18 protein-coding genes are annotated in these 18,313 nt (G+C 44.0%); 4 read left to right on the top strand and 14 right to left on the bottom strand.

Features of this window, described 5'->3' with window-relative positions:
- Positions 1-6 precede the first annotated feature (6 nt).
- Both A3773_RS14030 and mepK read left to right on the top strand, forming a co-directional pair.
- Positions 7-1,257 carry a L,D-transpeptidase family protein gene (locus tag A3773_RS14030; RefSeq protein ID WP_067987090.1) on the top strand — a complete coding sequence of 417 codons (1,251 nt, stop codon included), beginning with the start codon at positions 7-9 and terminating at the stop codon, positions 1,255-1,257.
- A 94-nt stretch (positions 1,258-1,351) separates the two neighbouring features.
- Positions 1,352-1,924, top strand: a complete 573-nt coding sequence (gene mepK, locus A3773_RS14025; protein WP_067987088.1) for a peptidoglycan L,D-endopeptidase MepK — start codon at positions 1,352-1,354, stop codon at positions 1,922-1,924.
- A 12-nt stretch (positions 1,925-1,936) separates the two neighbouring features.
- Here mepK and A3773_RS14020 read toward each other — a convergent pair whose 3' ends face one another.
- On the bottom strand, positions 1,937-2,479 hold the full coding sequence (locus A3773_RS14020) for a DUF4124 domain-containing protein (RefSeq protein WP_082800639.1): 543 nt from the start codon (positions 2,477-2,479) through the stop codon (positions 1,937-1,939).
- A gap of 139 nt (positions 2,480-2,618) precedes the next feature.
- On the opposite strand from A3773_RS14020, the gene A3773_RS14015 reads away from it, so the two are divergent.
- A complete protein-coding gene (locus tag A3773_RS14015; RefSeq protein ID WP_067987084.1) occupies positions 2,619-4,487 on the top strand; it encodes a substrate-binding domain-containing protein in 1,869 nt (622 codons plus the stop codon).
- A gap of 45 nt (positions 4,488-4,532) precedes the next feature.
- Here A3773_RS14015 and A3773_RS14010 read toward each other — a convergent pair whose 3' ends face one another.
- Positions 4,533-4,865 carry a hypothetical protein gene (locus A3773_RS14010; protein WP_067987136.1) on the bottom strand — a complete coding sequence of 111 codons (333 nt, stop codon included), beginning with the start codon at positions 4,863-4,865 and terminating at the stop codon, positions 4,533-4,535.
- A 91-nt stretch (positions 4,866-4,956) separates the two neighbouring features.
- Positions 4,957-5,490, bottom strand: a complete 534-nt coding sequence (locus A3773_RS14005; protein ID WP_067987081.1) for an N-acetylmuramoyl-L-alanine amidase — start codon at positions 5,488-5,490, stop codon at positions 4,957-4,959.
- A gap of 87 nt (positions 5,491-5,577) precedes the next feature.
- Between A3773_RS14005 and A3773_RS17865 the strand changes: the two genes are divergently transcribed.
- Entirely contained in the window at positions 5,578-5,751 is a 174-nt protein-coding gene (locus A3773_RS17865; RefSeq protein ID WP_156473539.1) for a hypothetical protein, read from the top strand.
- A 29-nt stretch (positions 5,752-5,780) separates the two neighbouring features.
- Here A3773_RS17865 and A3773_RS14000 read toward each other — a convergent pair whose 3' ends face one another.
- The 11 genes from A3773_RS14000 to A3773_RS13950 form a co-directional block, all read right to left on the bottom strand.
- Positions 5,781-6,245, bottom strand: a complete 465-nt coding sequence (locus A3773_RS14000) for a hypothetical protein (RefSeq protein WP_082800638.1) — start codon at positions 6,243-6,245, stop codon at positions 5,781-5,783.
- Between the two features lie 46 nt (positions 6,246-6,291).
- Complete coding sequence (locus A3773_RS13995; RefSeq protein WP_067987079.1) at positions 6,292-6,714, bottom strand: nuclear transport factor 2 family protein; 423 nt, start codon at positions 6,712-6,714, stop codon at positions 6,292-6,294.
- A gap of 34 nt (positions 6,715-6,748) precedes the next feature.
- Positions 6,749-7,528, bottom strand: coding sequence for an SDR family NAD(P)-dependent oxidoreductase (locus A3773_RS13990; RefSeq protein WP_067987077.1), 780 nt, complete (start codon positions 7,526-7,528; stop codon positions 6,749-6,751).
- The gene (locus A3773_RS13985) at positions 7,525-8,097 is read right to left on the bottom strand and encodes a DUF3833 domain-containing protein (RefSeq protein WP_067987075.1); all 573 of its coding nucleotides are present in this window, start codon (positions 8,095-8,097) and stop codon (positions 7,525-7,527) included. Before A3773_RS13985 ends, A3773_RS13990 begins: the two co-directional genes overlap by 4 nt.
- A complete protein-coding gene (locus A3773_RS13980) occupies positions 8,078-8,593 on the bottom strand; it encodes a hypothetical protein (protein WP_067987074.1) in 516 nt (171 codons plus the stop codon). Before A3773_RS13980 ends, A3773_RS13985 begins: the two co-directional genes overlap by 20 nt.
- Positions 8,586-9,008, bottom strand: a complete 423-nt coding sequence (locus tag A3773_RS13975) for a DUF2878 family protein (protein WP_082800637.1) — start codon at positions 9,006-9,008, stop codon at positions 8,586-8,588. The genes A3773_RS13980 and A3773_RS13975 overlap by 8 nt, the downstream gene beginning before the upstream one ends.
- Positions 9,009-9,313: 305 nt before the next feature.
- Complete coding sequence (locus tag A3773_RS18600; RefSeq protein ID WP_082800636.1) at positions 9,314-11,311, bottom strand: methyl-accepting chemotaxis protein; 1,998 nt, start codon at positions 11,309-11,311, stop codon at positions 9,314-9,316.
- Positions 11,312-11,553: 242 nt separating this feature from the next.
- Complete coding sequence (locus tag A3773_RS13965; protein WP_067987068.1) at positions 11,554-12,870, bottom strand: DUF1329 domain-containing protein; 1,317 nt, start codon at positions 12,868-12,870, stop codon at positions 11,554-11,556.
- A 29-nt stretch (positions 12,871-12,899) separates the two neighbouring features.
- On the bottom strand, positions 12,900-14,510 hold the full coding sequence (locus tag A3773_RS13960; protein WP_067987066.1) for a DUF1302 family protein: 1,611 nt from the start codon (positions 14,508-14,510) through the stop codon (positions 12,900-12,902).
- Positions 14,511-14,591: 81 nt separating this feature from the next.
- The gene (locus A3773_RS13955) at positions 14,592-16,982 is read right to left on the bottom strand and encodes an efflux RND transporter permease subunit (RefSeq protein ID WP_067987064.1); all 2,391 of its coding nucleotides are present in this window, start codon (positions 16,980-16,982) and stop codon (positions 14,592-14,594) included.
- An 11-nt stretch (positions 16,983-16,993) separates the two neighbouring features.
- Positions 16,994-18,016 (bottom strand): WD40/YVTN/BNR-like repeat-containing protein, encoded by a 1,023-nt coding sequence (locus A3773_RS13950; RefSeq protein WP_082800635.1) that lies wholly within the window; start codon positions 18,014-18,016, stop codon positions 16,994-16,996.
- Positions 18,017-18,313: the final 297 nt, after the last annotated feature.

Below are 18,313 nucleotides of genomic sequence, written 5' to 3'. Positions count from 1 at the left end.
GCCACTATGTATTGTCTACGCTCACTGCTTTTATTTATCAGCTTAACCCTCTGCTCGTTAACCAGTGTAGCGACGGAGAAGATTACCCTTGCTAAAGCACCCAGCAACACCTCGCTTCACACGGTCTCGGCATTAACCCCTGATACCATCAGCAATAGGCCTCCGCCTACAGAAACCAAACGTCTCAGCAACTTACACTCACTACAAGACGCTTATAACCGGTACATAACGCTAGCCAATGAAGGCGCATGGCAGCCTATCCCACAAGGAAAGTCACTCAGCTTTACTGACCAACATATACAGGTCCCATTACTCAGGGAGAAGCTGATTAAACTAGGGGACCACCCTCCTGTAGACTGTGAACAGCGACAGGATCCGTTATTTGATATCGACCTACATGAGGCGCTAGTACATTTCCAAACAAGGCACGGAGATGAGGCCGATGGCATTCTTGGGCCTAAAACCCGCCGCCAACTCAACGTGAGCCCCTCTCTGCGGGCAGAGCAATTAAAAGTAAATATCGCTAGGATCAAACGCTTTATTCCCAATAGTGACCGTTTTATACACGTCAATATTCCCGAATTTCGACTCTACCTTTACGAGCAAAACAACGCTATTCTCTCCATGAAAACCATTGTCGGTAAAAAGAAGCGGAAAACCCCGGTGTTTGATAGCCAAATAAACCGCATCGTTGTTAACCCATCCTGGTATGTCCCGAAAAGCATTGCCTATAGAGATATCATCCCTGCACTTAAAAAGGACCCGTCCTACTTAACTAAAGTAAACCTAAAGGTCGTATCGGGTTGGGGAGATAGGAGAACCGTGATTGCCGATAACGATATAGACTATGACAAGTTATATATAGGCAAAAACTACCAGCGCTTTTGGGAGGCTCCCAGCGAGGGAAACACACTAGGACAGGTAAAATTTTTAACAAATAGCACCTACGCCATCTACCTTCATGATACCTCGGCTAAGCGTCTGTTTAGCCAAAACAAGCGTGCGTTCAGCTCAGGCTGTATCCGCCTAGAGCAACCAAGAAAACTCGCGGACGAATTAATGAGGATGACCCACGGCTGGAAACATGAGCAACTTTATCCTATTTTTGCCCAAACAAGCACGCAGACCTTCACATTGGCAGAGCCTATCCCCCTTCATGTCACCTATTGGACCGCTTGGGCCGATCCAGAAGGCACGATCAACTTCAGAGATGATATCTATAAGCAAGACCGATACGCCCTATCCACACGACGTTAATTCGTCACAGTCGGCACTACTGTTCAAATAATGTACTATTAAAACGTAATTGTGCATAATGGCGTCAACTTGATACCAGCGACAGTGTAAACGAATGATACCGCAGCAGAAAAAACCAACCCTCATTACCCATTCTCGACGTAAATTTCTAAAGGTTCTCGGTAGCGTGTCTGCAATGACGGCTCTCCCTGCAACCAGTTTCGCAAATTTACACAGCACGAAAGATCACTCACTTTCGTTACTTAACCTCCATACAGGAGAGTCGCTAGACAGTACTTTTTTCGCGGAGGGTCAGTACCAAAATACCAGTCTACAGGCGCTGGATTACCTGCTTCGTGATCACCGTAATAATCAAGTGCATCAGATGAATACCAACCTGCTGATGTTACTTCATGCGCTTCAGCTCGACTTTGACAATAAACCTATTCACGTGATATCCGGCTATCGGTCACCTGAAAGCAATGAAAAATTAAGAGCCAAAAGCAACAAAGTCGCTAAAAAAAGCTACCACATGAAAGGAGAAGCGATTGATATTCGGATACCGGGAGTTCCATTAAAGACGCTACATAAGGCCGCTATCGCACAGCGCGCAGGTGGGGTTGGTATCTATTCAAAAAGTGAGTTTATACACTTGGATGTGGGCCGTGTCAGACAATGGGGCGTCTAAACTAAACGGCACCTAATCTTGATTTACAGTTTTAGCATCATTATATGCTTTTAACTTTTGATTCAGGGTTTTCGGTGTCGCCTTGTCCTTGTTTTTTGCCGCTTCAATCTCCTTAATCCGCGCCTCTTTACTATTAGCCGCTGCGTTATACGCTTCGAGTTGCTGATCTCGGCTCTGCAGCTTAGATTTATCCTTCTTTCCTGAGGTGTTTGTGTTGTCTGTATTCGCGGCATTTTCTGGCGTATCCGCATCCTCTTTATTAACAGCATCCGGCGCAGCATCAACCTCAGCAGGCTTCGCTTTAATCACCGGCGCGGTATAAGGCTGCATGGTATTAAGGGGTCGGTCATTTAACGCCCCCGAATTTACTTCACCACGAACGGCAGCGCGCTCAGCACCTTGAGGCGGCTTGTTGCTGAAATGCTTAACCCCTTTTTCATCGACCCAGCGATAGAGTTCATCCGCAGTAGAGCACAAAGGAAGGCTCATAATAAGGCTACACAATAAAATCCGTTTTTTCATTTCAACCTCGTCCAATTGGTATCGAGTCGCCATGCACCCGATCGTTATTTACAGATAACGTGTATAGATACTCAAGTCTACAACGTTATTGTCATATTGCAGCAATATTCCATCATTAGAATCACCCGCCTTACCCCTATCTTAACCTCTGCCTATCGATGAGAGTAGCCTTGTGAAAACAACTGTTTTTGACCTGATCTGGAAACTCAAACGTGAACTTGAGCGACAGGGCCATGAAAAAATAGACCTGCACCGTTTTACCCATGATCAAGCGTATAGACACGCAATTCTGCTCAACATTGATATTACAGAACTTCCCATTAGTAAACCATTGCAGCAAATTTACACTGAGCTCCTAGCAGCAGATACGCTAGAACTGATTCAAGAGGTTGAATTACCACCGGAACCTATCTCTACGGTTAGCAACACAGCAAACACAAGCATAGAAGCAGTTAATCATAATAACAAACCGGTCTATATAGTTTTCGCTATCGTTGTGTTTCTGTTATTTAGTTTTAGCCTTATACAATTTACCAACACAACTGAAAAAAGCACGGTAAGCCGTGTTAATAAGAGTCTTGAAAAACAACCATTATCACCATCGGCTCCACTAAGAACCAACACCTCTACCGTAAACCTGACCTCTGAGCCTTTAGCCGATGCCACGGTTCAAACCACCCGATCGATTATCCAAGGGTATCAGAAGAGCACCCCCTCGACGGTCGCCCATAATACAGCATCACCCACTACCCCTTTCCGTATCCAAGGATCAAATACCATTGGTGAGTTACTCGCGCCTGAGCTTGTCAAAGCGTTCTACAAAAGCCAAGGGGCAACCGAATTTGAACTGATCGAGTCCGAAGTTGAAGTAGAAAAAAGCTTAGCCATCTCTCACCCAGATAATCGCCGGCATGCTTTAGTGCCCATCTTTGCCCATGGCTCAAGTACCGGCTTTAGCGCATTAGCAAAGAAGGAAACTGATTTAGCCATGGCGTCTCGGCGCATTAAGGATAAAGAGGTTAAAACCTTAGCCTCACAATACGGTGATCTTCGTTCAAAAAGCACTGAACATATTATCGGCATGGATGGTTTGGCTGTCATTGTTAACCCTAACAATCCTATTGATCACTTAAATACGGAACAATTGGCGCAAATATTCTCAGGTCATATCAAAAATTGGAAAGCATTAGGCGGTACAAACCAAACGATACAGATCTTTGCCCGTGATAGTAATTCGGGAACATGGGATTCATTTAAGTCGATGGTACTTAAAAAGCATGGGGTCGCACTTAGCCCGCAAGCTACGCGCATTGAATCAAGCGTGGAGTTGTCAGATCAAGTAAGTAAAACAGCGGGGGCCATTGGGTTTATTGGCTTACCTTATGTATTAAGAGCAAAAGCACTGGCCATCTCAGATGATCAATATGGGCAACCAATCTATCCAACCTCCTTTACGATATCCACTGAGGATTACCCACTGGTTAGACGCTTGTATATTTATGAGCCCAGCACGATTAGCACCCAATCAGATGCCCATAAGTTTATAGAGTTTGTCCTCTCGAAAGAGGGGCAGGACGTGGTGAAGCAAACAGGATTTATTTCACAAAACATCTATAAAACCCAGCCGATGCTAACAGCCAATCTGCCCCAAACTTATATTGAAACCGTCAACAACGCACAACGGCTTTCGTTAAACTTCCGCTTTAATAGTGGAACCTTTGTGTTAGACAACAAAGCGGTTCGTGACTTAGAGCGGGTTGTGCAATTCTTCGAAAAAAATCCAGCGCAACAAGCTATGCTAATCGGTTTTTCTGACAGTATTGGAGACCCACAAGGCAACAAGTCCCTCTCGCTACAACGAGCCAAAGCGGTCGAGTCTGCACTCTTAGCGCGTGGGATTAATATTAAGAATACGGTTGGACTGGGGGAGATGGCACCGATCGCCTCCAATAGTACAAAAACAGGCAGGGAACGTAATCGGCGAGTAGAAATCTGGGTCAATAGCAATGACCCCACATCATTTAACACCGCAACAAGGTAACCCACTGCGGTGAAAAGGATGGGGGAACTTAGGTCGGCGTAACAGCTAAACCTTAGCTAAAAAGTAATGCTGCATCCAATCGTATAACAGCGCCTCAGTTAACTCAGCGCGGTCTAACGATTCAAACTCATTACGTGGATCTTTATCTCTAAAAGCGAACTGATAACTAACGAGCTGAGGCGTTTCATCATGCAACACAATAATGATACGTTTGCCTGACCTTAAGCAGTCTATCGTCATCGCATCAGCAGGTATGCCTACGCTCCTCATTCCTTGGCTCACACCGACAATGGGGTCTAGCTGGCTAAAGTCTTTTTGAATACGGGTATGCGCTTCAGTGACTAAATCACACAATGTTTCTAACAGCGGACTGGGCAAACCTATCACCTCAACAAAAATAAAGAGTGCCCTATTTTAACAAATAGAAGGCACAATTATTAGGCCGCTTCTACTGCGCAGATTATCCCGATCAATCGACCAACTCAGCCATCTGCTCAATCGCTCGGGCATAGGCCTCAATTAAGGCGGCATAACTTGTAAATGCGATCTCTAAATCGTGATCATTATCAATAAAGAAAGGCTCGGCAATCAGGCAAGGCGCATTCGTTTTCTGTAGTAAGTACCCTCCCCGATCCTCCGAATTTTTCGGCTTAATACCCCGATTAGGCAAGCCTAATGCGTGCACTAAATGCGCCTGTAATATATCAGCCATCTGCCGCCCTAACGCTGAGCGGTGGTAATACAACACCTCAGTACCTGACGCCGTTTTATTAAACGCATTACAATGAAGGCTTAGGATAAAATCAGGCTCAAGCTCATTAAGATCACTCGGTAACGCGCTATAAGTACGCCGGTACACCCGTTGTATATGCACCCCGACAACCGCGCTTTCAATCTCTTTTGCCAGCGCTTCATTAAATGTGAATTCACTCAGATTACGATGTTCATTCACAGCACCGGGCGAATTTTTTTTATGCCCGATAACCAACGCACAGGTCTTCATAATAGTCGTCCTTGTTTTCTTACATGGTTTTTGGTGAGGCTAATCCGATATCCCCTGCGTTAATCCAACGCTAGCGCAAGCATCAACATGAGCCAAGTCACCCTATTTAAAAACATTCAGATGCAAGTCAGTGGCAAAGCACAACTTAAACAACAAGACAGTACCTCAACCCCTAACACGCAAAGGACACCAGGAAAGAAAACACTCAATGAAGAGACAGCACAATCCATGATGCTGAACTGCAATTTTATACAGCAATAAAAGAATAGCTTAAAATAGACAAAAGAAAACTAAGGTATCGAATCGAAAAGGTAATTGCCCTCTCGCCCTTGATGGATAATTCCCGTAGAAAGTCGGCGTACCTGCTCCAACTCGTCACCCGTAAGCGCTCTATAGTTGCGCGGATAAGGCCAACCATAGCCCCAACGAAACGTTGTTGGAAAAAACGGCGTCCCACCAATACGCACACCTGCTAACATGAGCAACCCTAGCTCAGGCTCCCCAACCTCAGCAACACAGCGATTTAAGGCTTTATCCGCCTGAACTCGCTCTTGATAACTCCCCCCTTTCCAGTAAGCATAATCATGGGCGGTGCAGCACCTTAACCATAACTGCCGGTGCTCAAGCGTTCCATCAGGAAATGCGCTGCAACCATCACTGGTGAAGGGAGCAAGCGAACCAGCATATAAGGGGGCAACATTAAAAGAGCAAATAGAGACAAGTGATATAAAAACAATGTTCAATCGATTCAACATTCAAACGCCTCCGTCATGTATGCACTATTGAGTAACAGAAGAGTAATCATTCCCGATAAGACAGCCGATTTCTTAAGCGCTTAATAAAGAAACCTATAAGCGGGATTTTTTCCATTAATGTCGATCCATCCCAATAATCAAAATGCTGAACCACCCGACCCGCTTGATCCGACTTCAACCTGCTGGTACCCACAAAGCTAAATTTTCCTGTCAGCGTTGACTCTGCATAAAAGGTCCACTCAATAAAAGCCTCTCCTTCGCGCTCAATTGAATGGTTAACCTCAAAGCGAACATGGTCAAGACGTAAGTACATATCTGCCATCAGCGCAATAAAGTCATCCTGTGTCGTTGTATAATTAAAGGGATCTTTAAACTCAATCTGCTCAGCCGTGCATGCTTTTAACCGAGACAAATTATCAGGGCTTAGGGTTTCCAGCACATCTATATATGTCGCTAACCATGTCCCCATATATTTACTCCCTTACTGTGTTAAAAAGCAAAGCCTACTTCACCAGCTTACCAACCACATAAAAATATACAGGGTAAGGAAGCATACGTAGGAGTTTAAGTATAAAGGTGAAACGCTTAGGAAAGGTAATTTCGAACCGCTGACTTAGTAAACCCTTAAGTATTCTCTGGGCAGCATCATCTGCCGTCAACAAAGCGGGCATGGTAAATTCGTTTTTATCGGTCAATGGCGTTTTAACAAACCCGGGGTTAATGACCTGAAGCTTTACATGCGTATCCTTTAAATCTAAACGTAATGATTCACAAAGATGAATTAACGCCGCTTTACTCGCACCATACGCAGCAGCAGTCGGTAAGCCTCTATACCCAGCGACAGAAGCCATCACCGCAATATGACCTTGATCCTGCTTGAGCATACGCAGAAGCGCAGGCTCTAAACAATTAACAGTGCCCTGTAGATTAACATCAAATAATTTTTTACAGCGCCGCGCACTAAACTGATCCGCAGAAAAGGGATCATGATTACCCGCATTAAGAATAACCAGTTCAGGAAAAAATGCGGATTGATCCCATCCATCGATTAGCTCCACAACCTGCTCAGTGCAGGTAATATCCAAAATAATGGGAATAATCTCACCAGGAAGATGCTGATAGTCTGATGCAAGCGTTTCAAGCTCAGCAGCGGTTCGAGAAGACGCATACACATTAACGCCATGCTCAGCCAATAAAATCGTAAGCGCGCGTCCAATCCCACGCCCAGCGCCTGTAATCCATACACTTCGCCAAGGTAGTGCATCCGTTTTTTTAAGTGTCATAGTACTGCACACCCCGTGGATAATGGACGATGAGGGACTGACGAAACTTTGCGGATATAAAGTGTGATCTGTCCAACCTCTACACCAAACTTATACATTTTTGCACGATTGATTAAGTTCTTATCATCCACAAGGTACATCCAATCATTAAGTTTGAGTCGCCAAATCTTATCTTTCACTGGTACAGACAACGCATATTTCCAATTAAGCGCGTTACCGGCAACGACCCCTTCTGCTTCGCCAACAACATCGCCTGCCGTCCCAACATAACGATTGCCTGCTCGATTTAGCTGCCAACAGCGATGCGTCTCCTCTCCATCCGCAAAGAAAAAAAGCTCATCAATCACCCCTTTATCACCCTCCCATTGCCCCAAAATATCCGCACGAAAGCGCCGACTTACCTTGCCCTTATAATCCTGAACAATTCCGTAGGCTTCTAAGTGTCCTTGAAAAAACTCCCGTAGATCCAACTCGGGCTTCTCATCTACATACTGATCAATATTGACCGTACAACCCGTTAAAAACGGCAGAAAAAACATAGATATCACCTTAATCAGATAGGTCTTCATTAAATTCACCCCTAAGCTTTTTTGCTAACGTGGGATATCGGCTTTGCGTGGAGAGCCAAATTTTAACGAACGCTTGGCTTTGATAGGTCTTATGTAAAACACCCATAAACTGACCGTTAAAGAAGAAGTAACCCTCCCCTTGGTTATCAAGTAAAAAGGAGAGCTGATCCCCCTCATACACATCCGGCCAAATATCATTAATTTGCATCAACAGGTCCGCAACCTGATTTGTCGTGATAAAGCGCCTCAACTCCTTTTCCGTTTCATCCAGTAACGCTTGACGACCTATATCGCGATGATAATTAAGCGTCAGCAGCAACGGCATATCTCCCTTGGAATAACGCCCATCGGGTGTACGCAATACCGCGCTATAAACAGAAAACCAATAGATTTTCAGCTCAGATTGACCAACGGTAATCCATTCATCGGGGAGCTCTTTAGCTATGCTTTCAACGGTAAGAAAAAGTAAAAACACACCCGCAATAAACTTACGCATAAGCACCCCCAACAAAGCGACTAACCCAAAGCAACAAAGGGAAAAGCACGGCCCATATAGCCGCTAGCATTAATACCGTCACCACCGAAGAGAGAGGAAAAACAACCGCCCCCAACGCTGAAGCCAGCAGGTACGTTAAGCTGCCGACAACCGCACCCACCAATGCGCTGAGGCCTAAATGATTAGCAAAAAAGCGTAAGCTCTGACGCAACGTTGCACAAAACCCAAACCAGAGCAGCAACAACCATGCGGGGGCTAAACCCCATGAAGCATCAAACAAACCCGACCCGAAAGCGAAAATACCTTGCTGCATAAGCACGCTATCAACGGCATACCCAATTGCCCCAGCTAGGCCAATAATAACCATTTCAGAAACAGGGCTTGAATGAAAAAATATATGTAATATCAAAAGGATAGAAACAAAAGCTAAAGTCTAATCCCCATAAAAAACAGACAGACTCCATAACAGGTTAAAACCCAATAGGTTGACCCAAAAGTATTCTGATACACCGGAAAGCATCGCCCCACCCAATACTGCTTATCAATAGACAGATATACGCAATGGGGCATAGATTGGTTCAGTTTAGTTTTAAAAAAGCGAATACACGTTCGATGCGAGACCTCGAAAATAGAAGAAGGATCTCAATATCTTTCATATATATCTACATCAAACACGATGTACTGAGACCCAGTTTTGATTGGACAATGATGACGTTTGATTTACGTTAATTTAAACTGATGCACACCCTTTTCTAAGCCATCAACAACAGAAATAATAACGTCGATACTTTCATTAATCTGATCAAAGGATTGGCTTGTTACACTCGCTTTATAACTGACTGAATAGATATTTTCTTTAATCGATTGAGTGATATTAACTTGTTGTTGTGTAGCCGTAGCAACTTGCATATTAACGCCATTAATCGTTCCAATCGCATCCGTAATTAACCTTAAAATGTTATCTGCTTTTTCTGCTTGGGTAACACCACTTTTTGCTATTTTTAGTGCATTTTCCACTGATGTTTCCGCCTCTTTGGTTGCCCCATGCAACTCTTTAATTACATCATTGATCGTCGTCGTTGCTTCCTGGGTATTACTTGCAAGGGTTCTAACCTCATCTGCGACTACAGCAAAACCTCGTCCCTTTTCCCCTGCTCGTGCGGCTTCAATCGCTGCATTAAGCGCCAATAGATTAGTCTGCTCTGCAATATCATTTATGACGCTTAAAACATCGCCAATGCGTTTAGAATCCTTAGACAGTTTCTCCATAACCTGACTTGTCGAACTGAGTTGTTCAACTTGACTGCGGATTGCTTGGATCATTGTATGGACTTCATACTTCCCGCTTTCAGAAAACTCATCGGCATCCTTAGCCGCATCCGCAGCATGGGCAGCACTTTTAGCGATATCCTCAGTACTCAGGGCCAGCTGATCTATCGCTTTTACAACCCGCTCGGTATCCCCCGCTTGTTCAGTAATTATAATCCGCGTGGCACTACTCACCGCTGCTAGTTTATCGGTTTGATGAGATAGATTTTTAACCGCCTTGCTGACGCCAACCACTGTATGTCGAATCTTATTAACAAAAACGTTAAAACCTATAGAAAGCTTACTTAACTCTTTCGCGCCCTTCTCATGTAATTTAACGTTTAGATTGCCATCACCGCCCCCTATTTGTTCAAGGTTATTGGCAATGGTATCAATTGGTTTAATCACTGTTCTATAACTTAACCACATGGCAATAATGCCCACCAGTAAACCAGTAGATACAACCGTCAGAATGAAGCCTTTAGCCTGCTCCACGAGGGTGACAACTGAATAGGTGTTATCGCGTATTTTCTGCTCACCTTGCTGCTTGATCTTAGATAAATTAATTAAAAGTAACTGCGCTTTATTGAATGCACTCTCCTGCACTTTTTTAAACTCAAGATGAGCACTAACAACCTCATCATACTGTTTAAGCAGTGTTCCTAAAGACGTTTCAATATTATTCGCTTGTTCCATCAGCGCTAAATTTTTAAGCATCACTAATGAACGCTCATAGGTAGGCTGCAACAGTCTATATTGCTCAACCATCACTTTTTGTTGCGTGTCTACCTCCACCCCATTAAAGAACTGCTGTAAAACATAGTTACGCGACAGCACTAAGGTTTTAATTTCCGATAGTACCAGTTCTAAATCCCGGTACCGTTCTGTGGCAAGACGATCATTATAATGATCATCAATCATAATCATGGTGTCTTCTTGAGTAACTGTGACATGCTCTAATACTAAATCAGTCAGCGAGGCTAAATTAGAGCGTTTCTGCTCTACCAGAATATATGACGCAAGCGATTGATCACTTAACGCTTTATAAGCCTCCATCTGGGTAATCGAGTGGTCTAATAAAGCGTTATCCACTAATCCACTTTGCGACACTTGCGCAAAAGCACGTAACCCTTCTTTATGTAATTCCTCAATCTCTGCCAAGCCCGTTTGCGGCACCACCTGCTTAAGGAAGATCTGCTGAGCTTTTAACATCTCTCTTTGAAGATTAAAGGCGGTATCACTACCACCACTGGCCGCCTGAAGCGCAGGCCCTGATACAAATTGTAAGGCCGAGGCTAATTTGCTGATATTGAATACAGAGGAGAAACCTAACATAGCTAAAAGGCACATCATCACCATATAACCTAAGGTAATCCGTAAGCTAATGGACATTTGTTTAAATCTATTCATTTTTATTGTTCTACGTCAGATTTGAATAACAGATACCGGCGGCGTTATGAATACCATGGGATAGATCACTAACAACCACCTAAGTAATTACGTGATAACTCACTACTTTTTAATGGGAAATGCGTAGGAATAATTCAAAATAAAAGCCGTCCTTGGCTTAAACAAAAAGCATCCTGCTTACATAAAGTATGTTTTGTTAAAAAGGTTGTTACGGTAACGAAGGGGCCGCAACAACCTTAAACTTAACGGCCAGACGCACGTAAGTTTTGAACCGTCATTTTACTTGGTGGTGTTAATTCAGGATCTACCACGCCTTTGAATTGCCCCGTAGTACAATGATTGGCCTGCATATCAACCATGGAGAAGCTATCATCAATAGCAACACCAGTACCTTTATTTATAGGTAAGTGATGATCAGGATGGGCTTGCCCAATAGTCCAACTTTTCCACATATCACCTTTACGGTCATAGGTAATATTACGTGGGATAATAAATGTCTGAGCGTCCATGTAATGCTCACGTTTACTAATTGGGTGGTTAGGATCAACCGGCGTAGATTCTACAACATAGGTTTTACGCAGCTGCCAAGTTATCTCTGGGAAACATCCCCCTTTACCACCGAACTTAATCACCTGATAACCGTCATCATCTTTGTGAGTTTCAGTATCAAGCACCATCTCGTTATGGTTATACATCGGCGACAAAATGTATTTGGTGCCTTTGTAAGTCCAGTTCATATCACTAATTCGACCGTTATAACCCTCAAAGTCTTCGATCATTACATCAGAACCTAGGAAGGCATCGGTTGTCTGACCTGAAGACAAGCGGCGCACACGGCGCTGAAAGCCCAAGTATAAATAGGCATTATCACGCTTAAGATCATCATCAAATCGCTGGATCAGTAATTGAGTGTCTTTCACATCAAACGGCTCTAACACTTGAACGTAGATGCCACGAAACAGATTGGATGGGTTGGGCGTAATTTCAGGGAATGGTTCCTGTTGCGTTCGGTGAGTGAAATTCAAAAAGTGGAAGTTCATTTTTACTGTACGTTCTACTTTACCACTGTTCATATCGCGGTATTTCCAATAGAACGGGTAAATCGCGGAGGAATCTCCCCAGTTGTAACCAAACTTGTAGTTCCAAGCTAGCTTCTCACCTGCTCGGGGGTCATCTAATGATGGCTCCTGAGGGAAAGGTCGACCCGCAACAGAACCTGATATTTCACCCGGTTTTGAGCCTAACTTTACATCTCCTGAGTATTTGCGTGTAGCGTCGACATAAGATTTATGGAGATCAAATGAGGTCGTTTCCCCCACTTTCATTTCATAATCACCATTTTTGATGAACATATACATTGCAGGATCAAGGTATTCCTTAACTGAATCAACATTACCTGCATTAATAGTCATCCCTGGCTTAACCATATCGGCCTTAGGTAATGAGTTTGCATAAGGGTGGAACGCTTCCTGAATCACATCTTCAGAAATTGGTGCCGACTGTGCGTTTACGCTTAATGCTGCTGTAACTGCTAACGTAATTAATGTTTTTTTCAACATCACTATCTACCTTTTATTATTCTGTCGTATTAGAAGCTGTAACGAACTGTAAATTGGATTTCGTCTTCTTGATTAGCTACACCGATTGGGCCATTTAGGAAGCGTGCTAAAGGCTCGGTTTGACCACCACCTGCTTCACCACCGGTGACACTCCAAGGGAAGGTTTCATCACCGCCAGTTTTCACATTCAAGGCAAGGTTAAACATCCAGTGGTTGTCCGGTGTAAACGAGATGCTTGGCGCGATAGCGGTCGCTTTAGCTGCAAAGTCATGCGCTACAATAATTTGTGGACTCAACCGGTTATTCATATAAAAACCTTTGAATAAACCTGTTGCGATCCAGTTGTCCTCATCATTAGGCATATCAACTTCATGATCGAGGATATGTTCACCAAACAACTGAGCTGAGATCAGGAAGGCACTGCGGGTCCCTAAAGATGGCATAATCAGGTTTTTATCAAACCCAATGACATAACGCAGCATGTCGGTTTCTTTATAACCGTTGGTATCGCGTGGCTGCTCTTCCCCTTCGGTATACGCAACTTCTAAACGCCATGTCGCATCCGTAGCCATGGAATAATAATCAATCGCGCCCCCTAACAAGGTGACCCGCGGGAAGTGAATATCGAACAAACCAAAGTTACTACCCGGTGCACCTAGTGCATGGATAGAAGGTAATTGTTGACGGTAATGTAAGGCATTAAGTGAGAAGGTAGCGTCCCCATAAACCCCTTCCCATTTCATACCAAATTGGGTGTTTTTGAGGTTCCAGTCATACTCTTCAACATCATTGATTACATAAGGGCCACCACCTTGAATTGACGACGCAAAGAAGCAACCTGCATCAACCATTTTGTAAGACTGGCCACAAGTGCCTAAGTTATGAGGCCGAAACTTATCAATATTCCAGATAAATTGTAAATTCTGGTCATCAAAAACGTTGTTTGCCCCCATGCGCCATTCGGCAGTCAACATCCACTGCGGGATACGAATATCTTCAAGTTCGTCATAGATATTGTGGCGTGAGTAATCTACTGGGTTTACCACATCTAACACGCGAAATAGATCGGTTTTGCCCCATACGACTTGTTGCTTACCAAACGTGATGTTGAAAATATCACCATTCGCTAACTGTTTATCCGCTGTAATATAAAGCTCACGGATAAAATCCAACTCATCATTAAAATCTGAGAACTTAGCATCGTTCTCATCCTGATCCATGTAACCATCGAGGTTGTTGCATAAGGCAGGGTCATTTTCACAAGGAAAAGCAACACCTGGGTTTAATACGGCCGATGAAGACGCCGTATTATTATCATGCCAGTTTTCACCTAGGTAATTTTCACCGGCATTTTTACCAAACTCACCATCATTAAGGTCGTACACCCCATCATAGGTGGCACGTAGTACACCATTGATGCTGACATTGCTCCACCCCTCTGACTCGACAGGTTTGTAAAACTCTGCCTGTGCGGTATTACGAAATTTAGACAAGCCTTTCTTATCACGGAAATAGGTAGCATTTTCCACATAACCGGACCATTGCGTCTCCCCCGCAGATACGGTTGGGCCATAGCTCATTGCTATCGCTGTAGCCACCCCAATGGCTACTTTGTTAAGTGTTTTTATTTTTTTTGTCATCACTAAACCCCTTCAGGTTTTTTTATTTTAGATTTTCAATCCAGCGAGTATTTTCTCCAACGCTGACCAATGAAACGGCCTTCACGAATGAAGTACACCATCCTCATCTTGGTAAGCCTTGCAGATAAATTTAGGTTTAAAGACCAGCACCCAACTCGGCACCAGCAACATGGCCGCAGCGCCATTCAAAATCACCATGACCGTCAGTAAGAGTGCGGCATCTGATTGGAAGCGCAGGTCAGATAACAAGACCCACATGACGATGCCTGCAATCAAAGTGATTGCGGTAAAACTAATCGCCAATCCCGTCGTCCGAATCGCTTCTCGAACCGCTCCATTAAGATTTTTCAGCTTGACCATTTCTGAACGAATACGGTCCATCATGTAGATTGAGTAATCGATACCTACACCGACACCCACCGCAATGATCGGCACAGTATTGATGTTGATACCCATTTGAGTCACACCCATGTAGGCATAGGTCAAAGTGGTAGCGAATAGCATCGCCATAAACATCATCGTGCCAGCGGCTAATGATTGGTAAAAGAACATCACCATCACAAAGATCAGGATGAAGACTAAAGGAAGCACCCAAAGGTTAGTCTCATAGGCCGCTTCATTCATTGCGGCAGTTACACCAATCGTGCCGCCAGCAAGGCGAATCGTAAGTCCTTCAACTTTGCCTTCATTAGCGGTAATCCACTCTTTAGCCGTGTGAATGGCACGACGGATCGTTTCTCCTTGGTGATCTTTATAATAGAAAACTAGATTGGCGATTCGCTCATCGGTATCGACAAACTCATTCAATGCGCCAGGGATTGGGCTCGACATCATATAGGTAAACATAAGTCCACCTACGTATCGTGAATCCGCGGGAATCTGAGCCCAACGGGGATCATCATTGTGCAGTAAACGGTTAACCTGTTTTACTAAATCAGGAATCCCTTTCGCCCCACCAACCTCAGGATCAAGCATCATGTGATTTTCAAGCTCACTTAACGCTTTCAGCACTTCTGGACGTTTAATACCGCCCTTCTCTGAGGTCTCGGCCACAATGTAAAGCTCCTCTGAGCCTGGGAAACTGTCATTGATGGCTTTTGAGGACACGTTGTAATCATGATCTTGATAGAGAATCGGCGATCCCGGCTCAGACTCACCAATCACAACCTTAGAGGAGAAATACCAGCCTCCTACAAGGAAGAAAGCCGCTATCCATAAAGCATTCTTTGCTGAGCGTTTATCGCTAATAATCTCCGCACAGGCAAAGCCAACATTACGAAATATGTTGTGTTTAACTTCAGTGTTTTTAGGCTTTGGAAGAATTGAGAGTAAAAGAGGTACCGCCAGCAATACGGTAATAATAATGCATAGCGCCCAGAGGGACGCGTAATGGGCCAATTTAGTATTCAGCGGAATAGAACCAATCGCAATAAGCAACAACCCTATCGCATCAGAGACAACACCTAAGCTCCCAGGACGAAATAGATTCTCAAATGTACTACGTGCTGCCACATGATGATCGGCATGATCATTTAACTCTTGATAGTAGCGCTCGACAATCTGAATACCATGCGACATAGCACGGGCAGAAATAAGGAATGGGATCACCAGTCCTAATGGATCGAGGTTATACCCAAACAGCGAAATAATACCGATCCCCCAAATAGAGGAGACGATCACCGCGGCTAAAGGAATCAGTACCCCGTAGGCTTTACGGAAGTAAAAGATCAATAGCGACACCATAATCAGCGCGGTAAACAGGAAGATCTCTATGATCTGATCTAAGTACTGATACGCCCAACCCACAAGCATAGGCTGGCCAGTCACATGGATCTTAAAGCCCTCAGCGTTTTCCGCATCACGTAAGCTTTGGATCTCATTAAAGGTTTTAACGTAATCCAACTGGCCTTCATTGAGCTGCGCTTTAACCAGCGCCATTTTCATATCTGGCGAGACTAATGGGCCATACACCCTAGGATCAGCCAACACATCAGAACGCAGTACCGACAGGGCTTCCACATTCATTTCACCACCCTGAGGATCATAATAGGACTCAGAGTTCACATTCCCTTCCGGCGTCATCCACACTTTACGGGAGTTACGGTGAGTTACACTGGCCACAAGGTTATGGTTAACACCTGGTAAGCTATCTACAGCTTGAGTTACACGATGGATCTTTTCGAGGGCAGCATTACTGAAGATATCCCCCTCTTCCACTTCCACCCCAACAATCACAACATTGGCGCCCCCAAAGGACTCCTTAATCTCGTTGTGAAGTTCTATGTAAGTGTGTTCCTGCGGCAGCAGGTCAGCAAAATCCGAGTACATTTTTACACTCGGAATCTGGTACGCGAAAAAGAGCGTCACCAGCAAAATACAACTTAGAATTAACTTAGGATAAGCAAATACTGCTTCATCCAAGTTATGTAAAAAATGGGTGGCCTTATGAGCCTTAGTGGACTGCTTATCCATGATAAAGGCCTCTACTTACCAGATATAGGTTGAATAGCTAAAGAAAACAGAGACCCAGAGCCTCCAGCCAAGAGGAAATCTCCTGACGGTAGTTGTGTGACATCACGCAAATAAACCGGACGACCATGGGTATCTATTTCTGCCCAATCTTGACCGGTAAAACTCAACAGTGTTGAGTGATCGCCAAAAGCAAAGAGCTTTTCCCCTACAGAATAAAAACCATAAATAGGTGATTCAGTCGGCGTTAGTTGTTTTTCCCAGCTAATCCCTCCATCCTCGGTATAAAGAATCTGACCACTTAAGCCACCGACCCAACCTTCTGAGGCTGAGGTAAAATGAGCCGCATGGGTATAGAAATCATTGGGAATCATCTCCGGTGTATTCCAGCTCATGCCCGCATCATCACTACGACTAGCTAAACCAAACTCACCACTGATAAAGACCGTGTTTTGATCGACAAACTGGATACCCGTCAACATGGCATCTTCGTTTAAAGTCGTTTCATGCCATGATTCACCTTTATCAGTAGAATTAAGAACGGTAGAAAAGCTTCCCACAACCCAAATACTGTTATCAGGGGCGCAAGTTAGATCAAGAAGGTCTTCCGGGGTGGGGAGTTTTTTCGATTGCCATGTAGCACCACTGTCACGGCTAAACCAAGCTTTCTTGTCGATACTTAGCGCAACAAAGCTTTCATCTGGACAGACAGCCACATCAACGAGCGCTGGTGCATCATCAAGTTGATGACGGGTCCAAGATAGTTGATCTAGAGGACTGGTTAGAACAAGACCATCCGAACCAACGACTACTAGCGTTGTAGCATTGGCAGCAATACCCTGAAGCTGATCTGTACGGCGAACTTGCTTTTGTTTCTCGGCTTCAACCCCTTCAAGATTAAGTGGTGCTTCACAGCCCACTAAAGATAGAGAAATGACCAGCGCTAGCCCTGTTGTTTCAAGCTTCGCTAAGGTCGGCCCTGACGATTTATAAAAGTTAAGATTATCGACGTATCTTTTTTTAATTATTGACGTCATTTTATTCACATCACCAAAAACTGTATTTATAGGTGCATATACACCTCGACGTCTAGAATACAGCAACCACCGTGCCAGCTTATTGATGCGGAAATAAAATGCTTATAATTCAGCTAATTAGATAAAAATAATAAGATTCCCTCAACATAACCTTCGACTTAACAAACCTCCTCATTCACCAAATAATCAAATGATGTCAAAAGGGGTAATCAAATCATTAATGGCTGACTCTAAATCAATGACAACGATCTATAACTAAACCTAAGAAATAAAAAAACCAGCATTGCGCTGGTTTAA

It is taken from the genome of Neptuniibacter pectenicola (genome assembly GCF_001597735.1).
GTDB classification, from domain to species: domain Bacteria; phylum Pseudomonadota; class Gammaproteobacteria; order Pseudomonadales; family Balneatricaceae; genus Neptuniibacter; species Neptuniibacter pectenicola.
Note: the sequence above shows the minus strand (reverse complement) of the source record. Positions and strands in the feature narration are given on the sequence as shown.

Bases quoted from the DNA above. Each gene is read 5' to 3' on its own strand.
- A3773_RS14030 (WP_067987090.1), top strand. From the start codon at position 7: ATGTATTGTCTACGCTCACTGCTTTTATTTATCAGCTTAACCCTCTGC.
- mepK (WP_067987088.1), top strand. From the start codon at position 1,352: ATGATACCGCAGCAGAAAAAACCAACCCTCATTACCCATTCTCGACGT.
- A3773_RS14020 (WP_082800639.1), bottom strand. From the start codon at position 2,479: ATGGCGACTCGATACCAATTGGACGAGGTTGAAATGAAAAAACGGATT.
- A3773_RS14005 (WP_067987081.1), bottom strand. From the start codon at position 5,490: ATGAAGACCTGTGCGTTGGTTATCGGGCATAAAAAAAATTCGCCCGGT.
- A3773_RS17865 (WP_156473539.1), top strand. From the start codon at position 5,578: ATGAGCCAAGTCACCCTATTTAAAAACATTCAGATGCAAGTCAGTGGC.
- A3773_RS14000 (WP_082800638.1), bottom strand. From the start codon at position 6,245: ATGTTGAATCGATTGAACATTGTTTTTATATCACTTGTCTCTATTTGC.
- A3773_RS13995 (WP_067987079.1), bottom strand. From the start codon at position 6,714: ATGGGGACATGGTTAGCGACATATATAGATGTGCTGGAAACCCTAAGC.
- A3773_RS13990 (WP_067987077.1), bottom strand. From the start codon at position 7,528: ATGACACTTAAAAAAACGGATGCACTACCTTGGCGAAGTGTATGGATT.
- A3773_RS13985 (WP_067987075.1), bottom strand. From the start codon at position 8,097: ATGAAGACCTATCTGATTAAGGTGATATCTATGTTTTTTCTGCCGTTT.
- A3773_RS13980 (WP_067987074.1), bottom strand. From the start codon at position 8,593: ATGCGTAAGTTTATTGCGGGTGTGTTTTTACTTTTTCTTACCGTTGAA.
- A3773_RS18600 (WP_082800636.1), bottom strand. From the start codon at position 11,311: ATGAATAGATTTAAACAAATGTCCATTAGCTTACGGATTACCTTAGGT.
- A3773_RS13965 (WP_067987068.1), bottom strand. From the start codon at position 12,870: ATGTTGAAAAAAACATTAATTACGTTAGCAGTTACAGCAGCATTAAGC.
- A3773_RS13960 (WP_067987066.1), bottom strand. From the start codon at position 14,510: ATGACAAAAAAAATAAAAACACTTAACAAAGTAGCCATTGGGGTGGCT.
- A3773_RS13955 (WP_067987064.1), bottom strand. From the start codon at position 16,982: ATGGATAAGCAGTCCACTAAGGCTCATAAGGCCACCCATTTTTTACAT.
- A3773_RS13950 (WP_082800635.1), bottom strand. From the start codon at position 18,016: ATGACGTCAATAATTAAAAAAAGATACGTCGATAATCTTAACTTTTAT.